General features: G+C 49.8%; 7 protein-coding genes. 6 read left to right on the top strand and 1 reads right to left on the bottom strand.

What is annotated here, in order from left to right; translation table 11 throughout:
* Positions 1 to 155 precede the first annotated feature (155 nt).
* The 4 genes from D081_RS08940 to D081_RS08925 all read left to right on the top strand — a co-directional run bounded on the left by D081_RS08940 (position 156) and on the right by D081_RS08925 (position 16,698).
* On the top strand, positions 156 to 3,983 hold the full coding sequence (locus D081_RS08940) for a DNA-directed RNA polymerase subunit beta (RefSeq protein ID WP_085023855.1): 3,828 nt from the start codon (positions 156 to 158) through the stop codon (positions 3,981 to 3,983).
* Positions 3,984 to 4,003: 20 nt separating this feature from the next.
* Positions 4,004 to 8,110 carry a DNA-directed RNA polymerase subunit beta' gene (rpoC, locus tag D081_RS08935; protein WP_085023854.1) on the top strand — a complete coding sequence of 1,369 codons (4,107 nt, stop codon included), beginning with the start codon at positions 4,004 to 4,006 and terminating at the stop codon, positions 8,108 to 8,110.
* A 336-nt stretch (positions 8,111 to 8,446) separates the two neighbouring features.
* Positions 8,447 to 8,692, top strand: coding sequence for a hypothetical protein (locus D081_RS08930; protein ID WP_085023853.1), 246 nt, complete (start codon positions 8,447 to 8,449; stop codon positions 8,690 to 8,692).
* Positions 8,693 to 9,090: 398 nt separating this feature from the next.
* Positions 9,091 to 16,698, top strand: a complete 7,608-nt coding sequence (locus D081_RS08925) for an autotransporter outer membrane beta-barrel domain-containing protein (RefSeq protein WP_085023852.1) — start codon at positions 9,091 to 9,093, stop codon at positions 16,696 to 16,698.
* Between the two features lie 66 nt (positions 16,699 to 16,764).
* Here D081_RS08925 and D081_RS08920 read toward each other — a convergent pair whose 3' ends face one another.
* Entirely contained in the window at positions 16,765 to 17,934 is a 1,170-nt protein-coding gene (locus D081_RS08920) for an FprA family A-type flavoprotein (RefSeq protein ID WP_085023851.1), read from the bottom strand.
* A 149-nt stretch (positions 17,935 to 18,083) separates the two neighbouring features.
* Between D081_RS08920 and D081_RS08915 the strand changes: the two genes are divergently transcribed.
* Together D081_RS08915 and D081_RS08910 are read left to right on the top strand one after the other, a co-directional pair.
* A complete protein-coding gene (locus D081_RS08915) occupies positions 18,084 to 19,346 on the top strand; it encodes an efflux RND transporter periplasmic adaptor subunit (protein WP_085023850.1) in 1,263 nt (420 codons plus the stop codon).
* Complete coding sequence (locus D081_RS08910; RefSeq protein WP_085023849.1) at positions 19,346 to 22,435, top strand: efflux RND transporter permease subunit; 3,090 nt, start codon at positions 19,346 to 19,348, stop codon at positions 22,433 to 22,435. Before D081_RS08915 ends, D081_RS08910 begins: the two co-directional genes overlap by 1 nt.
* Position 22,436 lies beyond the last annotated feature (1 nt).

Below are 22,436 nucleotides of genomic sequence, written 5' to 3'. Positions count from 1 at the left end.
AAGGGGTATTAAATGGATTCATCAGGTGTCTTCGGACATTTGGCAATGCGTCGTGTGGTTTTAGCCCATGAAGAGGTGTTGTGAATCTGTTTATTTTTCGTGTGCGGATTTTTTGTCATTTTTGTTATTTTTTTAGCTAAGGAGTGAAGTTCTTAATGTTTCATCCTGTGCCGGTAGGCAAACGAACCAGGTATAGCTATGCCAAGATCAAGGAAGTTATGGAGATGCCACACCTTCTTGACATTCAGAGGAAGTCCTATGAATGGTTTATTGGCGACGTGGAAAAGGGTACCAAGGGCGCTGGCCTTATGGAAATCTTTGAGGATATTTCCCCAATCACTGATTTCCAGAACAAGATTGAATTAAGACTGTTGGATTACTCTCTGGGCGAGCCAAAGTATGGCTTGGAGGAGAGCAAGGAAAGAGATGCTACCTATTCTGCACCTCTTCGCGTGAAAGTTCGTCGTATCAACAAGGAAAATGGTGAGTTCCATGACAGTGAAATCTTCATGGGTGACTTCCCTCTGATGACTGACTCCGGTACCTTTGTTATCAACGGTGCAGAGCGTGTTATCGTAAGCCAGCTGGTACGTTCCCCTGGTGCTTACTATGGTGTTACTGTTGACTCCTCCGGTAAGTCCCTGTTCAACGCCACTGTTATTCCTAACCGTGGTGCCTGGATTGAGCTTGAAACTGATACCAACGATGTAATTTCTGTTCGTATCGATAGAACCCGTAAGCTGCCTGTAACTGTTTTCCTGCGTGCCCTTGATTTCATCAACAAGGCAGAAATCGCAAGAAATCAGCAGATTGCCGATGGTACTGCCAGTGCTGCAGAGACTGGCCGCAATGAGGACCACATCGATGTTCTGACCTCTGATTTGTCCTTCGGTACCAAGGATGAAATTTTGGCACTCTTTAACAATGACCCTGCCATCGTAGCTACCCTGGAGCGTGACGCCACCGAGGGTGTAGAGGGCAGAACCATTGAAGAGGTTGCTCTTGATGAGATTTACAAGAGACTGCGCCAGGGCGAGCCATTCAACGTAGATAATGCCCGCTCCATGCTCCGCAGCCTGTTCTTTGATAAGAAGCGTTACGATCTGGCTACTGTTGGTCGTCACAAGATTACCAAGAAGCTGGGCTGGAAGCACCGTCTGGTAGGCCAGGTTCTGGCTGAGCCATTGGTAAACCAGGAGACCGGCGAGGTTGTTATTCCGGCTAATGAGCTGATTACCCAGGATTTGGTGGACGAGATTTCCGATGACCAGGAGAAGGGTATTTTCGGCGAGGACAAGGCAATCATTGTCCAGGTTAAGCTCAACGATGAGGGCGATATGCTGGATATGATCTGCTCCCCAACCCTGATTGACAAGAAGCGTACCATCGCTGTTAATGATATTATTGCTTCCATCAGCTATCTGCTGAACCTCATGCACGGTGTAGGCCGCACTGATGATATCGACCATCTGGGCAACCGTCGTGTACGTTCCGTAGGTGAGCTGCTGCAGAACCAGTTCCGTATCGGTCTTACCCGTATGGAGCGTGTTGTTCGTGAGCGTATGTCCACTCAGGAGGACATTTCCGCAGTACAGAACCTCATTAATATCCGCCCTGTAGTGGCTGCTATTAAGGAGTTCTTCGGTTCCTCCCAGCTGTCCCAGTTCATGGACCAGCACAACCCATTGGCAGAGCTGACCCATAAGCGTCGTCTGTCTGCCCTTGGTCCTGGTGGTTTGTCCAGAGAGCGTGCCGGCTTCGAGGTTCGAGACGTACATAACTCCCATTACGGTCGTATGTGTCCTATTGAGACCCCGGAAGGTCCTAACATCGGTCTGATCGGTTCTCTGTCCAACTACGCCCGTATCAACAAGTATGGCTTTATGGAGACCCCATATCGCCGTATTGACAAGGAAAACAAGCGCGTTACCAATGATGTTAAGTACATCACTGCAGACGCTGAGGATACTCTGGTTATTGCCCAGGCCAATGAGCCATTGGATGAGAATGACTGGTTCGTAAACGAGCGTGTAGTAGCCCGTGTTCACGAGGAGACCACTGAGGTTCGCCGTGAAAAGGTTGACTACATGGACGTATCCCCTAAGCAGGTGGTTTCCATTGCAACCGCAATGATTCCATTCCTTGAAAACGATGATGCCAACCGCGCACTGATGGGTGCCAACATGCAGCGTCAGGCCGTTCCACTTCTCCGTACCCAGGCTCCACTGGTTGGTACCGGTATGGAGTACAAGGCAGCCTGCGACTCCGGTGTTATGATTCTGGCCAAGCGTGCCGGTGTGGTTGATTCCGTAAGTGCAGACAAGATTGTTATCCGCACTGAGGACGGTGATCTGGACGAGTACAAGCTCCAGAAGTTCATGCGTTCCAACCAGGGTACCTGCATTAACCAGCTCCCTATCGTATTTAAGGGTGACGTGGTAGAGGCCAAGCAGCCTATCGCTGACGGTCCTGCTACTGACCACGGTGAGCTGGCACTTGGTTACAACATTATCGTTGCATACATGCCTTGGGAAGGCTATAACTACGAGGATGCTATTCTTCTTAGTGAAAACCTTGTCAAGAGAGATATTTATACTTCCATTCACATTGAGGAATATGACTGCGAGGCCCGTGATACCAAGCTGGGACCAGAGGAAATTACCCGCGACATTCCAAATGTTTCCGAGGAAAATCTGAAGGATTTGGATGAAAACGGTATTATCCGCATCGGTGCTGAAGTAAGAACCGGTGATATTCTGGTTGGTAAGGTTACTCCAAAGGGAGAAACCGAGCTGTCCGCAGAGGAGCGTCTCCTCCGTGCCATCTTTGGTGAGAAGGCCCGCGAGGTCCGCGATACTTCCCTGAGAGTTCCTCATGGTGAAGCTGGTAAGATTGTTGACGTTAAGGTATACAGCCGTGAGAACAACGACGAGCTGAACCCTGGCGTAAACAACATGGTTCGCGTATACATTGCCCAGAAGCGTAAGATTTCCGTGGGTGATAAGATGTCCGGTCGTCATGGTAACAAGGGTGTAGTTTCCCGTATCATGCGCGAGGAGGATATGCCATTCCTGCCAGACGGTACTCCAGTAGATGTAGTTCTGAACCCATTGGGCGTACCTTCCCGTATGAACATTGGTCAGATTCTGGAGACTCATCTGGGTATGGCTGTCAGAAATATCGGTACTCAGATCAAGAACGGCGACCCTACTGTTGAGAAGCGTCTCCGTGCAATTGGCTACGACTTTGACAAGTACGGTATGCCTAAGTCCGACAAGGCTGGTGTTCATATTGCAACTCCAGTATTCGACGGCGCCCGTGAGAAGGACGTATTTGATACTATTCGTGCTTCCGGCATGGATGAGGACGCCAAGACCGTTCTCTACGATGGCCGTACCGGTGAGCCTTTCAAGAACAAGGTTACCGTTGGCTGCGTATACATGCTGAAGCTGCATCATCTGGTAGATGACAAGATTCATGCCCGTTCCGTTGGTCCTTACTCCTTAGTTACCCAGCAGCCATTGGGTGGTAAGGCACAGTTCGGTGGTCAGCGTTTCGGTGAGATGGAGGTTTGGGCACTGGAGGCTTATGGTGCTGCTTACACCCTGCAGGAGATTCTGACTGTTAAGTCCGATGATGTTGTGGGCCGTGTTAAGACCTATGAGTCCATTGTTAAGGGTGAGAATATCCCTGAGCCGGGTGTACCAGAGTCCTTCAAGGTTCTCATCAAGGAGCTCCAGAGTATCGGTCTGGATATCAAGGTTCAGGATGAGAATGCCAACGAGATTATGGTTCAGGACGATGAGGAAGACATCAGAGATGCAGCCAATGAGCTGGATGTTGATGTAAATGGTGTAGATGATTCCGGCAATGCCCCAGCACCTTCCGATGATTATGTGGAGGATGATGGTGAAGCAGGGGATGACTATTCCGATACTGACTTGATCGTTGACGTTAATGCCGATAATTTTGACAATGAATAATGGAAGGGAGTGACACGCCCTTGTTGGATGTCAATAATTTTGATTCAATGCGTATAGGTCTGGCTTCCCCTGATAAGATCAGAGAGTGGTCTTATGGTGAGGTTACCAAGCCAGAAACTATTAACTACCGTACTTTAAAGCCAGAGACCGCCGGCCTGTTCTGTGAGCGTATCTTTGGACCAACCCGTGACTGGGAATGCCATTGCGGTAAATATAAGAGAATTCGTCATAAGGGAACTGTCTGCGAGCGTTGCGGCGTTGAGGTTACCCGTGCCAAGGTTCGTCGTGAGAGAATGGGCCACATTGAGCTGGCTGCTCCTGTATCTCACATCTGGTACTTTAAGGGTATCCCTAGCCGTTTGGGTCTTGTATTGGATATTGCTCCTAGAGCACTGGAGAAGGTTTTATACTTCGCTTCCTATATCGTAATCGACCCGGGCACCACTGAGCTCAGCAAGAAGCAGCTCTTGAGCGAGAAGGAGTACAGCGAGTATCGCAGCAAGTATTCCTCCGCCGCTTTCAAGGTTGGCATGGGTGCTGAGGCTATCAAGGAGCTGCTTGTGGAAATGGAAGCAGACCTGCCTGAGGACCAGCAGAAGCCGGAGGAAGGCATTATCAGCCGTCTCGACCTGCTGCATCAGGAGCTGACCAACGAGCTGAAGACTGTAACCAGCCAGCAGCGTCGTCTGAAGGCTATCCGTCGTCTGGAGGTTGTTGAGGCATTCCGTAAGTCCGGCAACAAGCCATCCTGGATGATTATGGATGTAGTTCCGGTTATTCCGCCAGAGCTGCGCCCAATGGTACAGCTGGATGGTGGCCGTTTTGCTACCTCCGACCTCAACGACCTTTATCGTCGTGTAATTAACAGAAATAACCGTCTGAAGCGCCTCTTGGAGCTTCATGCACCAGATATTATTGTCCGTAACGAGAAGCGTATGCTTCAGGAAGCCGTTGACGCCCTCATTGATAATGGTCGTCGTGGCCGTCCTGTTACCGGTCCTGGCAACCGCCCACTGAAGTCCTTGTCCGATATGCTCAAGGGTAAGCAGGGCCGTTTCCGTCAGAACCTCCTTGGTAAGCGTGTAGACTATTCCGGTCGTTCCGTTATCGTAGTAGGTCCTGAGCTGAAGCTCCATCAGTGCGGTCTCCCTAAGGAGATGGCTCTGGAGCTCTTTAAGCCATTCGTTATGAAGCGTCTGGTTTCCGATGGTATTGCCCACAACATCAAGTCCGCAAAGCGCATGGTTGAGCGTGCCAAGGACGAGGTTTGGGATGTACTGGAAGGCGTAATCAAGGAGCATCCAGTTCTTCTGAACCGTGCACCAACACTGCATCGTCTTGGTATTCAGGCCTTCGAGCCGGTTCTCACCGAGGGCCGTGCCCTGAAGCTGCATCCATTGGCATGTACTGCGTACAACGCCGACTTCGATGGTGACCAGATGGCTATCCATCTCCCACTGTCTGCTGAGGCACAGGCTGAGGCCCGTGTACTGATGCTGGCAGCCAACCACATCCTTGCTCCTAAGGATGGTGGCCCTATCATCGTTCCTTCCCAGGATATGGTTCTGGGCTCCTACTATCTGACCGCTGTAAGAAATTCCAGCCAGGGCAGACCTATCGTAGGCGAGGGCAAAATCTTCACTGGTATCAACGAGGCCCTGCTGGCTTACCAGCATCAGGAGCTGGATATCCAGGCTGAGATTAAGGTTCGCATGAAGGACGTGGACGAGGATGGTAACGTAGTCAAGGATTATGGCCTTGTTCGTACCTCCCTTGGCCGTATGATTTTCAATGAGACCCTGCCAAAGGCTGTACGTCAGTTCAGCCAGGACAAGAAGACCGGCGAGTGGTCCCTTGGTATGCTCATGAACAAGAAACAGCTGGGCAAGCTGGTAGACATCTGCTTCAAGACTCTTGGCGCCAGCGAGACTGCTGTTGTTATCGATAATGTTAAGAATCTGGGTTACCACTATGCTTGTATCGCAGGTATGACCGTTGCTATCTCTGATATCAAGGTTCCTGAGAAGAAGCAGTCCCTGCTGGATGAGGCAGAGGCTAAGGTTAAGAAGACCCAGCGTCAGTTCGAGCGCGGTCTCATCAGTGATGAGGAGCGTTACAAGAAGGTCTGCAAGGTTTGGGATGACGCCACCAACCTGGTTGCCGATGCAATGTATGACAACTATGCAGACAACGAGCCATTTAACCCAATCTACATGATGGCTGACTCCGGTGCCCGCGGTAACAAGTCCCAGATGCGTCAGCTTGCCGGTATGCGTGGTCTGATGGCTGATCCATCCGGTAAGACCATCGAAATTCCAATTACCGCAAACTTCCGTGAGGGTCTGTCCGTATCCGATTACTTCATTTCTTCCCATGGTGCCAGAAAGGGTTTGGCGGATACTGCACTTAGAACCGCTGACTCCGGTTACCTTACCCGTCGTCTGGTTGACGTTGCTCAGGACGTTATCGTTCGTGAGGAGGACTGCGACGTTGTAGGCATTAACCTCATCCGTGAGCGTGCTAAGCTGGCTGAGTCCGCAGCAGCAGCTGTTGAACAGCTTAAGGAGACTCTCGCGGGCCGTATTTTGGCCTCCGATGTCCTCAGCCCTGAAACTGCTGAGGTTATCGTGGAGAAGGGTGTAACCCTGGACGAGGAAATTCTCAAGACCATCGGCGAGGCCGGTGTGGCTGAGATTACTCTCCGTGGTTCTTCCTCCAACAGCGATGCAGCCATTACCAATGCTGCAGCTACTGACACCGTTAAGCTGGGTGCTCCTGATGAGAACATCAGAAAGTCCATCAAGTCCGCTATGGTAGCAGAGATGATGGGCAAGGATACCACTGCCGCTGTTGTTGATAGCAAGGGCAATGAGATTATCCCTGCCGGTGTACCTCTCACCGAGGAATACATTGAGGCAGTTCTCTCCAGCGATGCCAAGGAGGTTAAGGTTCGCAACAATAACATCCGTGGTATTGAGGTTGAAGCTATTGTTGAGGGCAGCGGCGTTATCGAGCCTCTCAAGGACCGTATCGTTGGCCGCGTACTGGCTGAGGATATTATCAACCCTGAGACCGGCGAGAAGATCGCTTCCATCAATGATGATATTGATGAGAAGCTGGCTGACGAGATCGTTAAGGTCCGCAACAAGGTTTCCATCCGCAGCGTACTGACCTGTAAGTCTCAGTACGGTGTCTGCATCAAGTGCTATGGCCGTGACCTGGCTAACGCAACCAAGGTTAACGTGGGTGAGGCAGTTGGTATTATCGCTGCCCAGTCCATCGGTGAGCCTGGTACCCAGCTGACCATGCGTACATTCCACTCCGGTGGTGTCGCAGGCGGCGACGATATTACCCAGGGTCTGCCACGTGTCGAGGAATTGTTCGAGGCACGTAAGCCTAAGCACAATGCAATCATTGCTGAAATCGAGGGTGACGTTTCTGTTACCGAGAAGGATAAAATCTTCACTGTTACCATCACTCCTAAGGAAGGCAAGGAGAAGGCCAAGGAATACGTTCTGCCGTTCAACTCCCGCCTTGCTACCAAGGATGGCGACCATATCATGCCTGGTGACAAGCTCACCGAGGGTTCCATCAACCCACATGATATTCTCCGTGTCTGCGGCCTGAAGGAAACTCAGAACTATCTGGTTTATGAGGTTCAGAAGGTTTACAAGCAGCAGGGTGTTGGTATCAACGATAAGCATATCGAGGTTATGGTTCGTCAGATGCTCCACAAGGTTCGTATCGAGGCTTATGGCGGCACCGACTTCCTGCCGGGCGAGTATGTTGACATCAACAGCTTCGAGGCAGCCAATACCAAGGCTATTGCCGAGGGCAAGGAGCCAGCAGTGGCCAAGCCAATTCTCCTTGGTATCACCAAGGCAGCACTGGCAACTGATTCCTTCCTGTCCGCTGCATCCTTCCAGGAGACTACCCGTGTCCTGACCGATGCTGCTATCAAGGGCAAGGTTGACCCTCTCCTCGGTCTGAAGGAAAATGTTATCATTGGTAAGCTGATTCCGGCTGGTACCGGCATGAGCTGCTATCGTAACATCAAGGTGGTTTACGAAGATGAACCAGAGCAGACTGTAGAGGCAGAAGCCGAAGCAGAAGCAGCTGCTGAGTAAGCATTGCTTTAGATAAAGACAAACTAAAAGAGTTGTGTGTCCGAAGCCCCCGTGGCTTCCTCTCACAGCTCTTTTTTTGTTTAAGAACATCCTTTTTGTATATTTGACTAAACTAAAAAAATAAAATATTTGACAGTAATTATTTAAAATAATAATATAATTTTAGAAAAATAATTAACGGTATTGGCATATAGATATTAATATATAAATTATATTATATGATGTTCACATATTTCATATGCTATAATCATAAGAAATGGGGTATTATTTTGGGTAACAAGGATTCCATTACAAAGAGCTACATGGGAAATCCGGCTCGTTTTGCCGACTTGTTTAATGGATATTGTTTTGCTGGTGAAGGGAGAATGTGCCAATGTTGAGCTTAAGCTTTCCGAAGGAAAGGAGAAGATTAATATGTGCAAAGCAATAGAAGATATGAAAAACGATGCCCGTAATGAAGGCCGTGCGGATGCACAATTGACCTCTATTCGCAATGTTATGACAAATTTAGGAGTATCCCTTCAGCGGGCCATGGAGATTCTGGGGATTCCCGCAGAGAGCAGGAAAAATACATATCAATGATATAACGTACTATATCCACTGCTGCCGCATATATTTATGCGGCAGTTTTTTTGTGTTTTGAACGCCTTCACAAAAATCTTTTTTAACTTTGCAGGATTTTCAGTTTTTTTGGCGAAGAGGTACACAAATAGGTATCTACAATTTTACCCCGAAAGGAGTGACAGGGCATGAAAGCGCAGAAGCTATTGACAACCAACGTGCAGGGCGGTTTTTTTGTGTCTAGAACTGTCCTTACGGGGGGGACAACTGTCCGTTAAATATAGATACTTATACACAAGTGAATAATAATGTAAATAAGCCTTCTCTCAGGAGGCTGGTGAGTCTTTGCGGCTTGCCGGCGGCCTGGGGGGAGGCTTTTTGTGTTTTTGAGCGGTAAATAGCCCAGGGAGGGGAGTAATATGAAAAACAAGAAAAGCAAGCAGGAATTGACCCGTCTTATATTGACGGCACTTATATTGGGCGGCGGGAGCCTTTTGGGGCCTGTGGCCGAGGCAGCGACTGATTCCGGCATTGATAATAATGGTAATTTTTATGGAAAAGCAGATAACGTGTCTACTCAAGGCAAGGATATTATTTATTATAATGGTACACCGAATGCGAATGATAGTATGACTTTCAATGTCACCAGTACCTCTGCTTTTAATGCCTATCGGACCTATATATTGACTGGTAAGTATGGCGTTAATAGTCCTTCAGGAATTAGTACTGAATTTACGGTAAATCACAAAAGTGGAACTGTAGGGAGTGTATGGGGTGCTTATTATTTTAAAACTCCTACTGCTGGCACTAGTTATGCCAGTGCTTCAAACCAACATGTTTATATTTCGGGGGGAAATTTAAACACCTCTAGTAGTTCATACGGTGATGTTGGTGGTGCCTATACAGTAGGCGGCAGTGCAAATAATAATACTGTTAATATTACCAGCGGCACAGGAATTTCTAATGTTTATGGGGGCTATTCCGGGGAAGGCGATGCCTGTGCTAACAGTGTAACTCTCGGGGGGACCACGACTGCACCAGTAATAATAGGAGGAAATGTGATTGGCGGCAGAGCTGGCAGTGGTCAGAATGCGTATAACAATAGTGTAACCCTTCAGGGAACAGCACAAATATCCGGCAACCTTTATGGTGGAATGCAAAATACTAATGTGACCAGTGGTGAAGCCGGTCATCCTAATATATTATATCTGGCTGGTAATGCCAAAGGTAATGATGTAAACGGTGTGATTGACGGCTTTGATGTGTTTGCCACAAAAAATAACTTTACTTTTAAAAACGGTGAAACGATACTTAGTGGTTCTGGTATAGAGTCACCAACACAATTAAATATTGCTGGTGAAAATAACAATAGTACTCTTTGGAATGACAAAATGAGTGCTGGTACCATGACACTTTTTAAAATCACCTCCGGAAATGGACGTTTTACAGATAATATAGTATTAACGTATAGAGATGACAGTGGTACTGTGAAATCAGGTGGTTATTTGACCACAGACCGTAAAACGATTAGAACAATAAATGCTACGGGAAATAATGCTGATTCTATTGATAATGGCGTGAAGTTGGGTCATATAAGTACCCATACCGTCAATCTTACTGAAGTCACTACTACCTACGGTACTTACAAGCAAAAAATTGATTACAATATCACTAATGAGCTTAAAACTGTTAATCTGTCGAACTGGAACGGCACCACAGATAGTACTACCCTTACCAACTGGACGAGAGGCTCGTCAGCTGTAACAGTTAGCGGCACTATTAGTGATGCAGCAAAAACTGCTGTGGGGACTGGCAAGGCCACTATTCTGACCGGAGACGCGGGGATTTTTGCTGGTGCAAGTATTCCTACCGAAATCGCGTATGGTGATAAAGGTGATTTTTCCGATGCCATAGGAACAACTGGCGTGACCCTTAGCGGCGATAAAATGGGTGGTGTTAAGGTGGAAGCCGACGACACCAAGGCGAACGCAAAGCTCACTTACTACGCCGAGACAAAGGAAGTAACCACGGCTAACCTTGGCACCATGACCTGGGGCACCACCGCCACACCTACTGGTTACAAGTTCGTCGGTGGTAATTCCGGAACCACCATCAATGACACAAACCTTGCCTTTGGTAAAACTGATACATTGATAGAGAACGGTACCAGAACACTGCTTAATGCAAGTGGCTTGAATAGCAATAATCCAATCACGACTAACACTAATAAAAACATTGCTATTGAAAATACCGATGCATACGGCATTAAATATAACGCCACAGCCACAGGAAAGGCTGTAGCGGCGACAAATGCTGTTAACTTCACGGTTTCAAGTGTGACACTGGATAGTGTTGATCTTTTAGGCTGGAATAAAAACACGAGTACTACTCCATTGCCATCAACCTGGCTGAAAAAAGATGGCGGTGTATCTGTGGAAGGAAACTTTTCCAAGCCTGGCCTTGACCCAGGACAGTACAAGGTTATTCTTACTTCAACGCAAGACCTGTTCAGTAATGCTAACATTGACGCTTCAATCAAATATACAGATGCTGGCACCTTCGATGATACGGTCAATGGGGTTACTCTGAGCGGCAACAGAGCTGGCGGTGTAAAGGCCGAGGACAGCGGCAAAAAGCTGACTTATTATGCTGAAAAATTTGATGTGAATACTGTTTCCTTGGGAGATATGAAATGGGATACCCCACGGAAAGACATCTCAGCCTATGACTTCGCTGGAGTAACAAATATCAACGCTTCTGGTCTGACCTTTACGGGGACAGCTGATGCACCGAATGATACCACCAATTTAATTACTGGTGCCAAGAATCTTTCTGACACCATCACCCCGCTAAACAATGCCAAGGTAGCTGCTGAGTTTACCGACAATAATATTGTCTATAAGGGCACTGGTACTGGTAATGTATCGTTGGAAAATACAGCTAACGGCACAAATGTAAAATATACCATTACTGGCGGTACCATTAGCAGCATGAACCTTAATGGCTGGACGGGTACGCAAAATATGAATCTTCCTACCAGCTGGACAGGCACCAACATAGCGGTGGAGACAGGGAATTTTGCTTCCCTGGCGGCAGATAAAACCCTCTTTAACAACTTGGGGGCAAACACTTTCGGCACCGTATCCGGGTCCAAGGCTTACAAAAGCGGTGAGCGGGTTACTGACGATACCCAAAATGGCGTAACTCTGGCTGGCAGCAAAACCGGCGGTATTAAGGCGGAAGACAGCGGTGCAACCCTGAAATATTATGCCGAGTCCATGGCTGTAGATGCCATCACCCTGGGTGAAATGAAATGGGGCACTGGCCGCAACATTACAGGCACAGGCTATACATTCAATAATGTCGGAAACAATGGCGTAGACGCATCGAAGTTGACGTTTACTTTTGATGGAGCTACTTCCGTCAATGATGTTACCGCTGGGGATCATTGGGGGCTGCTTACCAATGCCAATGGACTTGCAGCAAACCTTAAAGTAAAGGGCTCCCCAGTAAGCCAGAAGATTAGCCATGGCATAAATAATGCAGCAAACCTTACTGGTACATTGAAGGGTGACGTTACTACAGGTGACGGCATAGTTCAATATGCTGTAACCAGCAAGACTCTTGAAACTGTAGATATTTCCAAGTGGGACGGTTCCAGCACTGGTACTGTGAATAGCACTTGGGGAAAACTCGACAGCGGTATTATTGCCGTTACTGGCAGCGGCTTTAAAACTCCTACAGCTGTAGGCGATTATGATATTCTCACCCGTAATACAGCGGGCTTCTTTACTGGTGCCAAAATTGATGACAGCATAAAGTACCAGCCAAGTGCTGCCTACAGCGAAACCGAGAAAAATATCACCATATCCGGCAAGCAGGCCAAGGGCGTCCAGGCCAGCAATGACGGTACGGCTCTCCAGTATAGCGTAGGAGCGGCCTACATAGACACTATCGGGCTGGGTAAGGTCACCTATAACAAGGATGCAGTGCTGGTGGATAAAAGCTCTGCCATGTACAACTTCTCCAATGTAAAGACTCTGGATAAATCCGGCTTTGGTGTAACCATGACCGATGACCAGAAAAAGACGGCAGCTGCCAATGATTCCATGACACTGGTGAAGGCCAATAATACTTTGAATAATATTGGGGCCCAGGATACTGGCAAGCTGAATTACACCTACACAGCCAATCCGGGTCTGACCGTCAAGGGGGCAGTGACGGGCAATGTATCCGCCACCGGCGGCAATGTACTCTACACAGTATCCTCCAACAAGGCCTCTGACCTTAACGTTGGCAAGCTGGGCTGGAACAGCACCTATGCCCGTCCAAATACAGAAATCGCTTACAGTGATGCCTTTGTAAATGCAGAAAATGTATTCTTTACAGGGGTAAGCGCTCTCAACAAGGGTGATACCATGAAGCTGGTATCCAACTTTGGTGACAGCGTCAACAAGACCCGTGCGGGCATCTTTACCCTGGACAACGGCAAGACCGGCAAGGGCCATGCTTATTGGGACAGTGCTACGAAGAGCCTGATGTATGTGGTTGACCGCGGCGTTGATGAGCAGGTGGCACCTGTGGAGGCCGTGAAGGTTGAGACCACAATAGACGGCGAAAATCCTCATAAGGGCGATGTTCCGGGCGGCAAGGCCGAAGGTGACGGCGAGGCCAAGGATAATGAAACCAAGGTTAAAAACTCCCATATTCAGAAGAACGATGACGGCACCGGCGGTGATGCCAACGGTGGTACCAGTGAGAACGGCAATGCCAACAAGAACAAGCTGAATGTGGAAGACAGTGAAATAGACGGTGATGCCAACGGTGGCCAGAGCGATACCGGCAACACCGAGGAAAACGAGGTCATTATCAAGAGAGGTACAATCCACGGCACCGTAACCGGTGGTGAAACCCTCGGTGGCCATGGCGGCTCCAAGGGCAACACGACCACGGTGGAAGGCAGCACAGTGGATGGTGATGTAAACGGCGGCAAGACCGGTGGCAGCGGCAATACCGAAGAAAACCACGTGATCCTGACTGGCAGTAAGGTCGGCGGCGATGTGAACGGTGGCCACTCTGGTGGCAGCGGCGGCTCCAAGGGCAATGAGACCACGTTGGATGGCACTGAAGTCGGCGGCGATGTAAACGGCGGCAAGACTGATGGCGACGGCGAAACCAAGGAAAACAAGGTTGACATCAAGAACGGCAGCAAGATTGGCGGTAACGTAACTGGCGGCCGTTCCGGCGGCAACGGCGACTCCACAGACAATGAAACCACTGTAGAAGGCAAGAGCCAGGTAGATGGTGACGTAACCGGCGGCCAGAGTGAAAAGGGCAATGCCAACAAGAACGAAACCACCGTTACTGAAGGCAGCAAGGTGGGCGGTGATGTTACCGGTGGTAAGTCCAACGGTGACGGCACTTCCAACGAAAACAAGACTACTGTATCCGGCGGCAGCGAGATAGGCGGCAACGTAGTTGGCGGCCATAGCAAGAATGGCGATACCAACCAGAATGAAACCACTGTAACTGGCGGCAGCAAGGTAGAGAAGGATGTAATCGGCGGCCAGAACGAGGGCAAGGGCACTTCCAATGAAAACAAGGCAACTGTTGATGGAAGTACTGTAGGCGGTAATGTTACTGGCGGTCAGAGTGAAAGCGGCAATACCGGCAAGAACGAAACCAAGGTCAGTGGCAAGAGCAAGGTTACCGGTGATGTTACCGGTGGCAAGACCAACAGCGGCACTTCCTCCGAAAACAAGGCTACTGTAGAAGGCGGCAGCGAGGTTGGCGGTTCCGTAGTCGGCGGCCAGAGTACCAGCGGCAACACCAGCAAGAACGAGGCCACTGTAACTGGCGGAAGCAAGGTAGATAAGGATGTAATTGGCGGCAAGACCGGCAGCGGCACTTCCTCTGAAAACAAGGCAACTGTTGAGGGAAGTACTGTAGGCGGTTCCGTGGTCGGCGGCCAGAGTGAAAGCGGTACTTCTGTACAGAATACTGTTAATGTTACCAACAGCAATGTTGGTGGCAGCGTAATGGGTGGCTACAGCAAGGAAGGTGCTGTTTCCACCAATGAGGCATCTGTATCCGGCGGCAGTGTAGGCGGCAGCGTATACGGCGGCAAGACCGATGGCACCGGTGTGGCAGCTTCCAACAATGTAACCCTTGACGGTGATGTTAAAGTTAAGGGTGCAGTTTACGGCGGCTACAGTGAAAACGGCACTGCTGACGGCAACGTAGTTACCGTAAAGAAAGCTACTGTTGATGATTACGTCTACGGCGGCAAGAGCAAGATCCGTTCCTCCAACGATCTGGTTTACTTCCACGATGGTACCGTTCTTGGTATTATCGGCGGCGGCTGTGACGAGGCGGTAAGCAACAGTGTATCCCTGCTGAAGGGTGGCGTAACTGAGCACGTTATCGGCGGCTTTGCAACTTCTACTGCTACCAATAATACAGTTAATGTACTGGGAGGCGAAGTAAAGGGCAGCGTTATCGGTGGCTATGGCGGAACCTCCACTGCTGACAACAACACCGTAAATCTTGGCGGTGGCACCGTAACCGGCAATACCATTACTTCTGAAACCCTGGGCGTAACCATTGACGGCGGCGTATATGGTGGCTACAGTGTAAGCGGCACCACCCAGAACAATACAGTTAATCTCTTTGGTACCGCAGATGTTTCCAATACCGGCATCTTCGGCGGCAACCTGCAGTACAACGGCAATACCCTGAATATTGGCTACAGCGGTACTCCATGGACTGGCGGCGAACAGAAGGTAAAGAGCATCAAGAACTTTGAGGCCATGAACTTCACCGTGGTTCCTTGGAGCAAGTCCAAGGCAGCTGTTACCGTTACTGATGACACAAACAGTGACCTCTCCATGACCACTGTATCTGCCAAGAACGTGGAATTTACAGGCGTCAAGGTAGTGGCCAAGGACGATACCATGACTCTCCTTGACCAGAGTGCGGTAACCAACAAGGCTGTCAATGTCAATGAGGATTCTGACTTTACCATTGGCATAGCAGTAGAGGGTACTGGCAAGGTTGCCCTTGATGAAAATAACAATGTGGTTTACAACGTAAAGAGTGTAAGGGCCACTGAGCAGACCCACAACACCCTGATGGGTGCCGAGGCTACCATGACCACCTTGAATGTAGGTAATGACTACATCGGTTCTGCAGTTGATGGTCTGGCATTGCCGGAAAACACCGGCAAGGACGGTCTTGCGACCTTTGCCAAGCTGGGTGGCGGCAAGCTGACCCAGGAAACCGGCAGCCATATTGATGTAAGCACCTGGAATGCCATCCTGGCTCTGGGCCACAAGAACGTGAAGAAGCACTCCACCTTTGAGTATGGTGCCTTCTTCGAGTATGGAAACGGCAACTACACCACCTATAACGATGCAGCACAGCGTGGCGACGGAAGCACCCGTTATACCGGCGGCGGTCTCCTGGCCAAGTGGTATACTCCTAAGGGCCTCTATGTGGAGGGCAGCCTCCGTGCCGGTACTGTTCATGAGGATGCCAACGGTCTCCTTAGGGATAACATGGGCAATGCCTACAGCTACAACACCGACACCGGCTATTATGGCTTCCATGTTGGTGTGGGCCGTGAGCTGAAGCTTGACAGACACACCGTACTGGATGTCTATGCCAAGTATTTCTACAACCACAGAAATGGTACCGACTTTACGGTGGCTGGCGCTGACTACAGACTTGACGACATTACCAGCAGCCTGCTGCGGGTAGGGGCACGCTACACCGAAAAGAGGGACGATCAGTGGAGCTTCTACGGCGGTCTGGCCTATGAGTATGAGATGTGCGGCAGGGCCTATGGCACTGTAAACGGTCTCGACATCCGTGGTGCTGACATTGGCGGCGGCAGAATCCGCGGCGAAATCGGCGCATTTATCAAGCCAACTGCTGATACCCCATGGGGCGTAGACCTGAATCTCACCGCCTATGCGGGCAAGAAGCAGGGCGTCATGGGCAGCATAAGCACAGTTTATACCTTCTAAGAATATAAACACAAATAAAAAACTGTTGCATAAAAATTTATGCAACAGTTTTTTTATTGATTCAACTTATCCTTTTACCAGATTTACCACATTTTCCTGCAGGCCCTTTAGGAAGGCTGGGTTAGGGGTGTTCTGGATCTTCTGCTGGTCAAGGACGATTTCTACCTTGCAGTCCTTCAGTGCTTCTTCCACCTGTGGAATGCTCTGGCCGCCCCAGCCGTAGGAGCCGAAGGCAAAGCCCTTAAGGCCCTTTGGTGCCAGGCCCTTCATGTAGCAGAAGAAAGCGGCTACGGATGGCATCATCTGGTTGTTGATGGTAGGGGAGCCTACGGCGATGTATTTGGCATCCAGCAGCTCCGTCATTACATCGGAAATATGGTCACATCTAAGGTCAAAGAGCTTTGGCTCAATGCCGGCCTTGTGGAAGGCATCGGCCACGTTCTTGGCCATAATTTCTGTGGTGTGCCACATGGTATCAAAGACTACAACAGCCTTGTCGGTTTTCTTGAAGGTGCTCCAGTCCTTGTAGGCCTGGATGATTTCCGGAATATGCTTGCGCCAGGAAACACCGTGGCCGGTGGCTATCATGCTGATCTTGAGACCGCTGAGGGCTTCAATGGCCTTGGTGGCCTGCATGCCAAATGGCATGAGAATGTTGGCATAATACTTCTTGGCCTGATGCATAACCTCGTGCAGGTCGGTTTCATCATCGAAACGGGCTGTGGTGGCCAAATGCTGGCCAAAGGCATCATTGGCAAACAACAGCTCCTCCTCCGGACAGTAGGTAACCATGCTGTCTGGCCAGTGGAGCATAGGAGTAGGCACGAAGGTCAGGGTGCGCTTGCCCAGAGACAGGGTATCGCCGGCCTTTACGGCGATGTAATCCCGCTCACCATAGCGGCCGGTGAGTCCCTTGAGGCCGTTAGGGTCGCTGGTGACGATTTTGGCATTAGGGCAATGCTGCATCATAAATGGAATACCGCCGGAGTGGTCCGGCTCTACGTGGTTGGACACGATATAATCAATCTTGGCCGGGTCAATAACAGTTCTGAGGCGGCCAAACATTTCCATGCAGAATGGTGCCTTTACGGTATCAATAAGGGTTATTTTGTCATCAATAATGAGGTAGGCATTGTAGGTAGAGCCGCGGTCTGTGCTGTAGCCGTGGAAGCTGCGCATGGAATAGTCCATGGAACCAACCCAATAAATGCCCGGCTTAAATTCAACTGAAAACATTAATAAAAACCACCTTTCACTAATAAAATAATAGTCAAAAAAACATTTGTAGACTAAAATATAATGTATAAGTATATTATATCGCAGATATACTAAAAATTCTCTGAAAAATTAAAAATTTAAATATATTGCTGGTGTGGAGGTAGGTAATGCGCCACGATTGGTCAAAATTAAAGAAGGATAAAAAGTTTCGGGTGGCAGGAGCAGTGTGCCTGCTGCTGGTATTTATATTGGGCTATTTTGTGTTTGTAAAGGGCGGTGACAAGGGCAGAAAGCCGGAGCTGCCGCTGCCAAAAATCGCCACCTATCAGGTGAAGCGGGCTGATATGAAGCGACATATTGTATTGTCCGGCCATACCACGGCGGATGCCACTATTGTTCTGGCTCCGAAGTATGCCGGCCGGGTTACGGCGGTCAATGTCAAGCTGGGTGACCAGGTGGCAGAGGGAGATATTCTGGTGGCCCAGGACACTGTGGATCTGGATATTGCCATTTTGCAGGGTGAGGCAGCAGCTGAGGCTGCCCTGGCAGACAGTGAAACTGAGGAGGCTTCCTACAATGCCAAGTTTGCCAAGGCGGGTGCGGCCTACGAAATACAGAAAAGCCACTACGAGCGGCAGCAGTATCTGTATAATATCGGGGCCATTTCCCTTGACCAGCTGGAAAATGCCAGAAATGTCTATGTGACGGCCAAGGCAGAATACGATGCCCTGATGGACCAGAATACGGGAACCTCTCCGGCCAGTGTCCGCTCCAAGCTCTACAACGCCCGTAAGAACGCCTATAGTGTGGATGCTCTCCGCAAGCAGCGGGAGGATATGTTTATCCGGGCACCACGGGGTGGTGTCATTGGCTTCCGTGATGTGGAGGTGGGAAGCTATCTCACCGCCGGCAGCAAGGTGCTGACCCTGGTGGACAACAGCCATCTGTATGTGGACTGCTCTATTTCAGAGAATGATGCGGCACTGCTGACCACCGGCATGCCTGTGTCAGTGACCATTGATGCCATGGGCAATACCTATCAGGGCAAGGTGGTATATGTAAGCCCTGCCATGAGTGACGATACCAAGGCTTATTCTGTCCGCATATCCTTGGATGTTGCCAAAGGGGATATAAAGGCAGGCTTATTTGCCAGAACCTCTGTAGATATTTTGCAGCGCAGGGATACTCTCTTTGCACCTAAGGATGCCCTTTTGACGAAGAATGGCAGAACCACTGTATTTGTGTACAACGGGGACACGGAAACCGTGGAGGAACGGGAAATTACCATAGGACTTATCAATGATGCCGAGGTGGAAATCCTCTCCGGCATAAATGAAGGGGATATTGTGGCTGTTTCCAGCATTGACCGCTTGAAGCATGGTGGCAGGGTGACATTGGAATCATCGGACGAAGCAGGTGATGGAAATTGATGAACATTACAAGACTTTCCATTAAGCGGCCGGTGGGTATTTCCATGATCGTCTGCCTCTTTGTGGTGCTGGGGCTGTTCAGCTTTATCCGCATCGGGGTGGAGCTGCTGCCGGCGGTCAATACTCCTTATATCACGGTAATGGTGCGCTATCCGGGGGCCAGTGCGGAGTCCGTGGAGCAGCAGGTGGTAAAGCCGGTGGAGGAGGCTCTGTCCTCCCTGTCCAACGTGAAGAATATCCAGTCAACGGCCCAATATGAGCGGGCCCGGGTGACGGTGGAGCTGGAATTTGATGCCAATGCGGACAGTGCTGCCATAGATGCCACCAAGAAGGTGGAGGCCATACGCTATAATCTGCCGGATGAGGCGGATGAGCCGGTGGTCATCAAGCGTGATGACAATGACGAGCCAATAGTTGAGGTGGCGGTAACCTCGGAGCATTCCATGTCGGATATGTATTCCAAGGTGGACAAGGTCTTTGCCGATGAGCTCCAGCAGGCCGGCGGCGTGTCGGAGATAGAGGTTTTCGGCGGGCTGGACAAAGAGATTGCCGTCGAGGTGGACAAGGACAAGATGGCGGCCTACAAGCTGAATCTTAATGACATTGTAGCGGCCATCAGAAATGAAAATAAGCTGCTGCCATCCGGCACCATCTATACGGATAAATACAAGTCTGATGTGCGGGCAGTGGCCCAGTACGAGAAGGCATCAGATATTGAGCATATTTTTGTGCAGAATGCCGACAGGGCACAGATTCCCTTGACTTCTGTGGCTTCAGTACGCCATCAGAACGCACGGGTAAACCGTTATGGCGAATTCAACGGTGAGTCCTCGGTAATGATGCTTATCTACAAAAACAGTGATGCCAATGTGGTGGAAACTGCGGATAACATCGAAAGAAAGCTGGCAGTCATCAGGCGGGATAATCCGGATTATCAGTTTACGGTGACCAGCAATGATGCGGATTATGTCCGCAATTCCTTGAACAATACCTTGGGAACACTGGTGGAGGGTCTTATTACCACCGGTCTGGTGCTGTTTTTGTTCCTCAGGGGCTGGCGGTCCATGGCAGCGGTTATGGTGGCTATTCCAACCTCCTTGGTGGCTACCTTTTTTGTAATGTATTCGGCGGGTTTTACCTTCAACATGATGTCCCTTATGGGTATGACCCTGTGTATTGGTATTCTGGTGGATGACTCCGTGGTGGTACTGGAAAATATTATCCGCCACCTGAAAATGGGTGAGTCCCCTGATGATGCGGCGGAAAACGGCCGTATGGAAATTGGCATGGCGGCGGTGGCCATTACCCTGTGTGATGCGGTGACCTTCCTGCCTATTGCCTTTATGTCCGGCATGACGGGGCAGTTCTTCCGTCAGTTCGGTCTTACCATTGTGTTTGCAGGCATGTTTTCCCTGTTTGTGTCCTTTACGCTGACGCCGATGCTGGCCTCAAAGTTTTATCGCAAGGGCTATCACCCTTCCAAGAAAAGGCTTTGGGAATTTATGGACCGGCTGGAGGAAAGGGCGGTTGCCAAATATGAGGAGCTGCTGAAAAAGAGCTTTGCCAACCAGAAGAAGCTGCTGCTGGGGGCACTGGCCCTGTTTATCGGCTCTGTGTCACTGATTCCGTTGGGGGCAGTGGGTGCTGAATTTATGCCCCGCACCGATGAGGGCAGCTTCCAGATATTTGTGGAAATGCCGGTAAGCTATACTGCTGACGAGACCCACAAGGTCATTACCCGCATAGAGGAAAAGCTGAATACCATTCCCGAGGTTAAGCATTATCTGGCTAACGCCGGAGGAAGCAGCTCCAATGAAGGCCGTATCCGGGTGGAGCTGAAGGACCGGGGAGACCGCAGCCGCAGTGTATGGGAAGTGGCGGATGAAATGCGGGCCTTTTGTGGTGGTATAGATGACGCTACAATCCGTGTGTCCGAGACCCAGACCTCGGTAGCCGGTGTATCCGGTGGCGGTATCCGTGGCGGCGGTGCTGTGCGCATTGAGCTGCGCAGTATGGACAATGAAAAGCTGGTGGCGGCAGCTGACAAGGTGAAGGATGTATTGAATCACAAGGTGTCCGGCATCACCGATGTGGCTTCCTCCTATGTGGAGGGGGCACCGGAGCTGCGGCTGAACCTTGACCGTGAGAAGATTCGTGCCATGGGAGTTTCCGTGGGGGATGTGGATACAGCTATTTCCTCGGCAATTTCCGGCAAGAAGGCGGGCAATATCAGCAATGACCCACTGAACAATAATCAGGATACTGATATCAATGTGCGTTTTAAGGGGGCAGATGGCTTCAAGGCTTCCGATGTGGCATCTATTCCTATTGATGTCAACGGCCGCACCATGTTTATTGGTGATGTAACCGATATGAAATATGCTACGGGACCGGTGCGCATACGCCGTGTCAACAAGCAGCGTTCCATAACGTTGTTTGCCAACGCTGGTAACAGGCCTCTGAATGATGTGCTTCAGGATGTAAGGAAGGAATTGAAGAAGGTGGATCTGGGGGATGGTGTGTCCTATAGATTTACGGGCCAGTCCGACAAGATGGACGATTCCTTCCAGCAGCTGTTTATGGCCCTGATTATGGCCATGGTATTGATTTATATGCTGCTGGCGGTGCTGTATGAATCCCTTATTACGCCGTTTATAAGAATGTTTTCCTTGCCGTTGGGTATTATTGGTGCTATTCTCTTTTTGCTGTTTACCCACAATACCCTGAATTTGTATTCCATGATCGGTATTTTGGTAATGGACGGCGTGGTGGCCAAGAATGGTACCCTGCTGCTGGATTATACCATGACCCTGCAGAGCCGGGGCTACAGTGCCTACGAGGCCATTGTGGAGGCCGGCAAGGTGCGTTTGAAGCCGATTATGATGACTACCATCACCATGATAGTGGGCATGATGCCGACGGCACTGGCCATGTCCGAGGGTGCAGAAACCAGGGTAAGCATGGCCTGGGTTATCATTGGCGGTCTGCTGTCATCCACTATATTTACCCTGTTGATTATTCCGATTATCTTTATGTTCTTTGAGAATCATCCGGCCAGTACATGGCTTGACCGATTGCGCAAGAGGTAAT

The sequence above is a fragment of the Anaerovibrio sp. JC8 genome, from assembly GCF_002100115.1.
Lineage (GTDB): Bacteria > Bacillota > Negativicutes > Selenomonadales > Selenomonadaceae > Anaerovibrio.
The sequence above is the reverse complement of the archived record's forward strand: the minus strand, read 5'-3'. Positions and strand labels throughout refer to the sequence as shown.

What these genes read in the sequence shown, in the direction of transcription:
- D081_RS08925 (WP_085023852.1), top strand. Translation starts at nt 9,091, where the DNA reads ATGAAAAACAAGAAAAGCAAGCAGGAATTGACCCGTCTTATATTGACG.
- D081_RS08930 (WP_085023853.1), top strand. Translation starts at nt 8,447, where the DNA reads ATGGATATTGTTTTGCTGGTGAAGGGAGAATGTGCCAATGTTGAGCTT.
- D081_RS08920 (WP_085023851.1), bottom strand. Translation starts at nt 17,934, where the DNA reads ATGTTTTCAGTTGAATTTAAGCCGGGCATTTATTGGGTTGGTTCCATG.
- D081_RS08915 (WP_085023850.1), top strand. Translation starts at nt 18,084, where the DNA reads ATGCGCCACGATTGGTCAAAATTAAAGAAGGATAAAAAGTTTCGGGTG.
- D081_RS08940 (WP_085023855.1), top strand. Translation starts at nt 156, where the DNA reads ATGTTTCATCCTGTGCCGGTAGGCAAACGAACCAGGTATAGCTATGCC.
- D081_RS08910 (WP_085023849.1), top strand. Translation starts at nt 19,346, where the DNA reads ATGAACATTACAAGACTTTCCATTAAGCGGCCGGTGGGTATTTCCATG.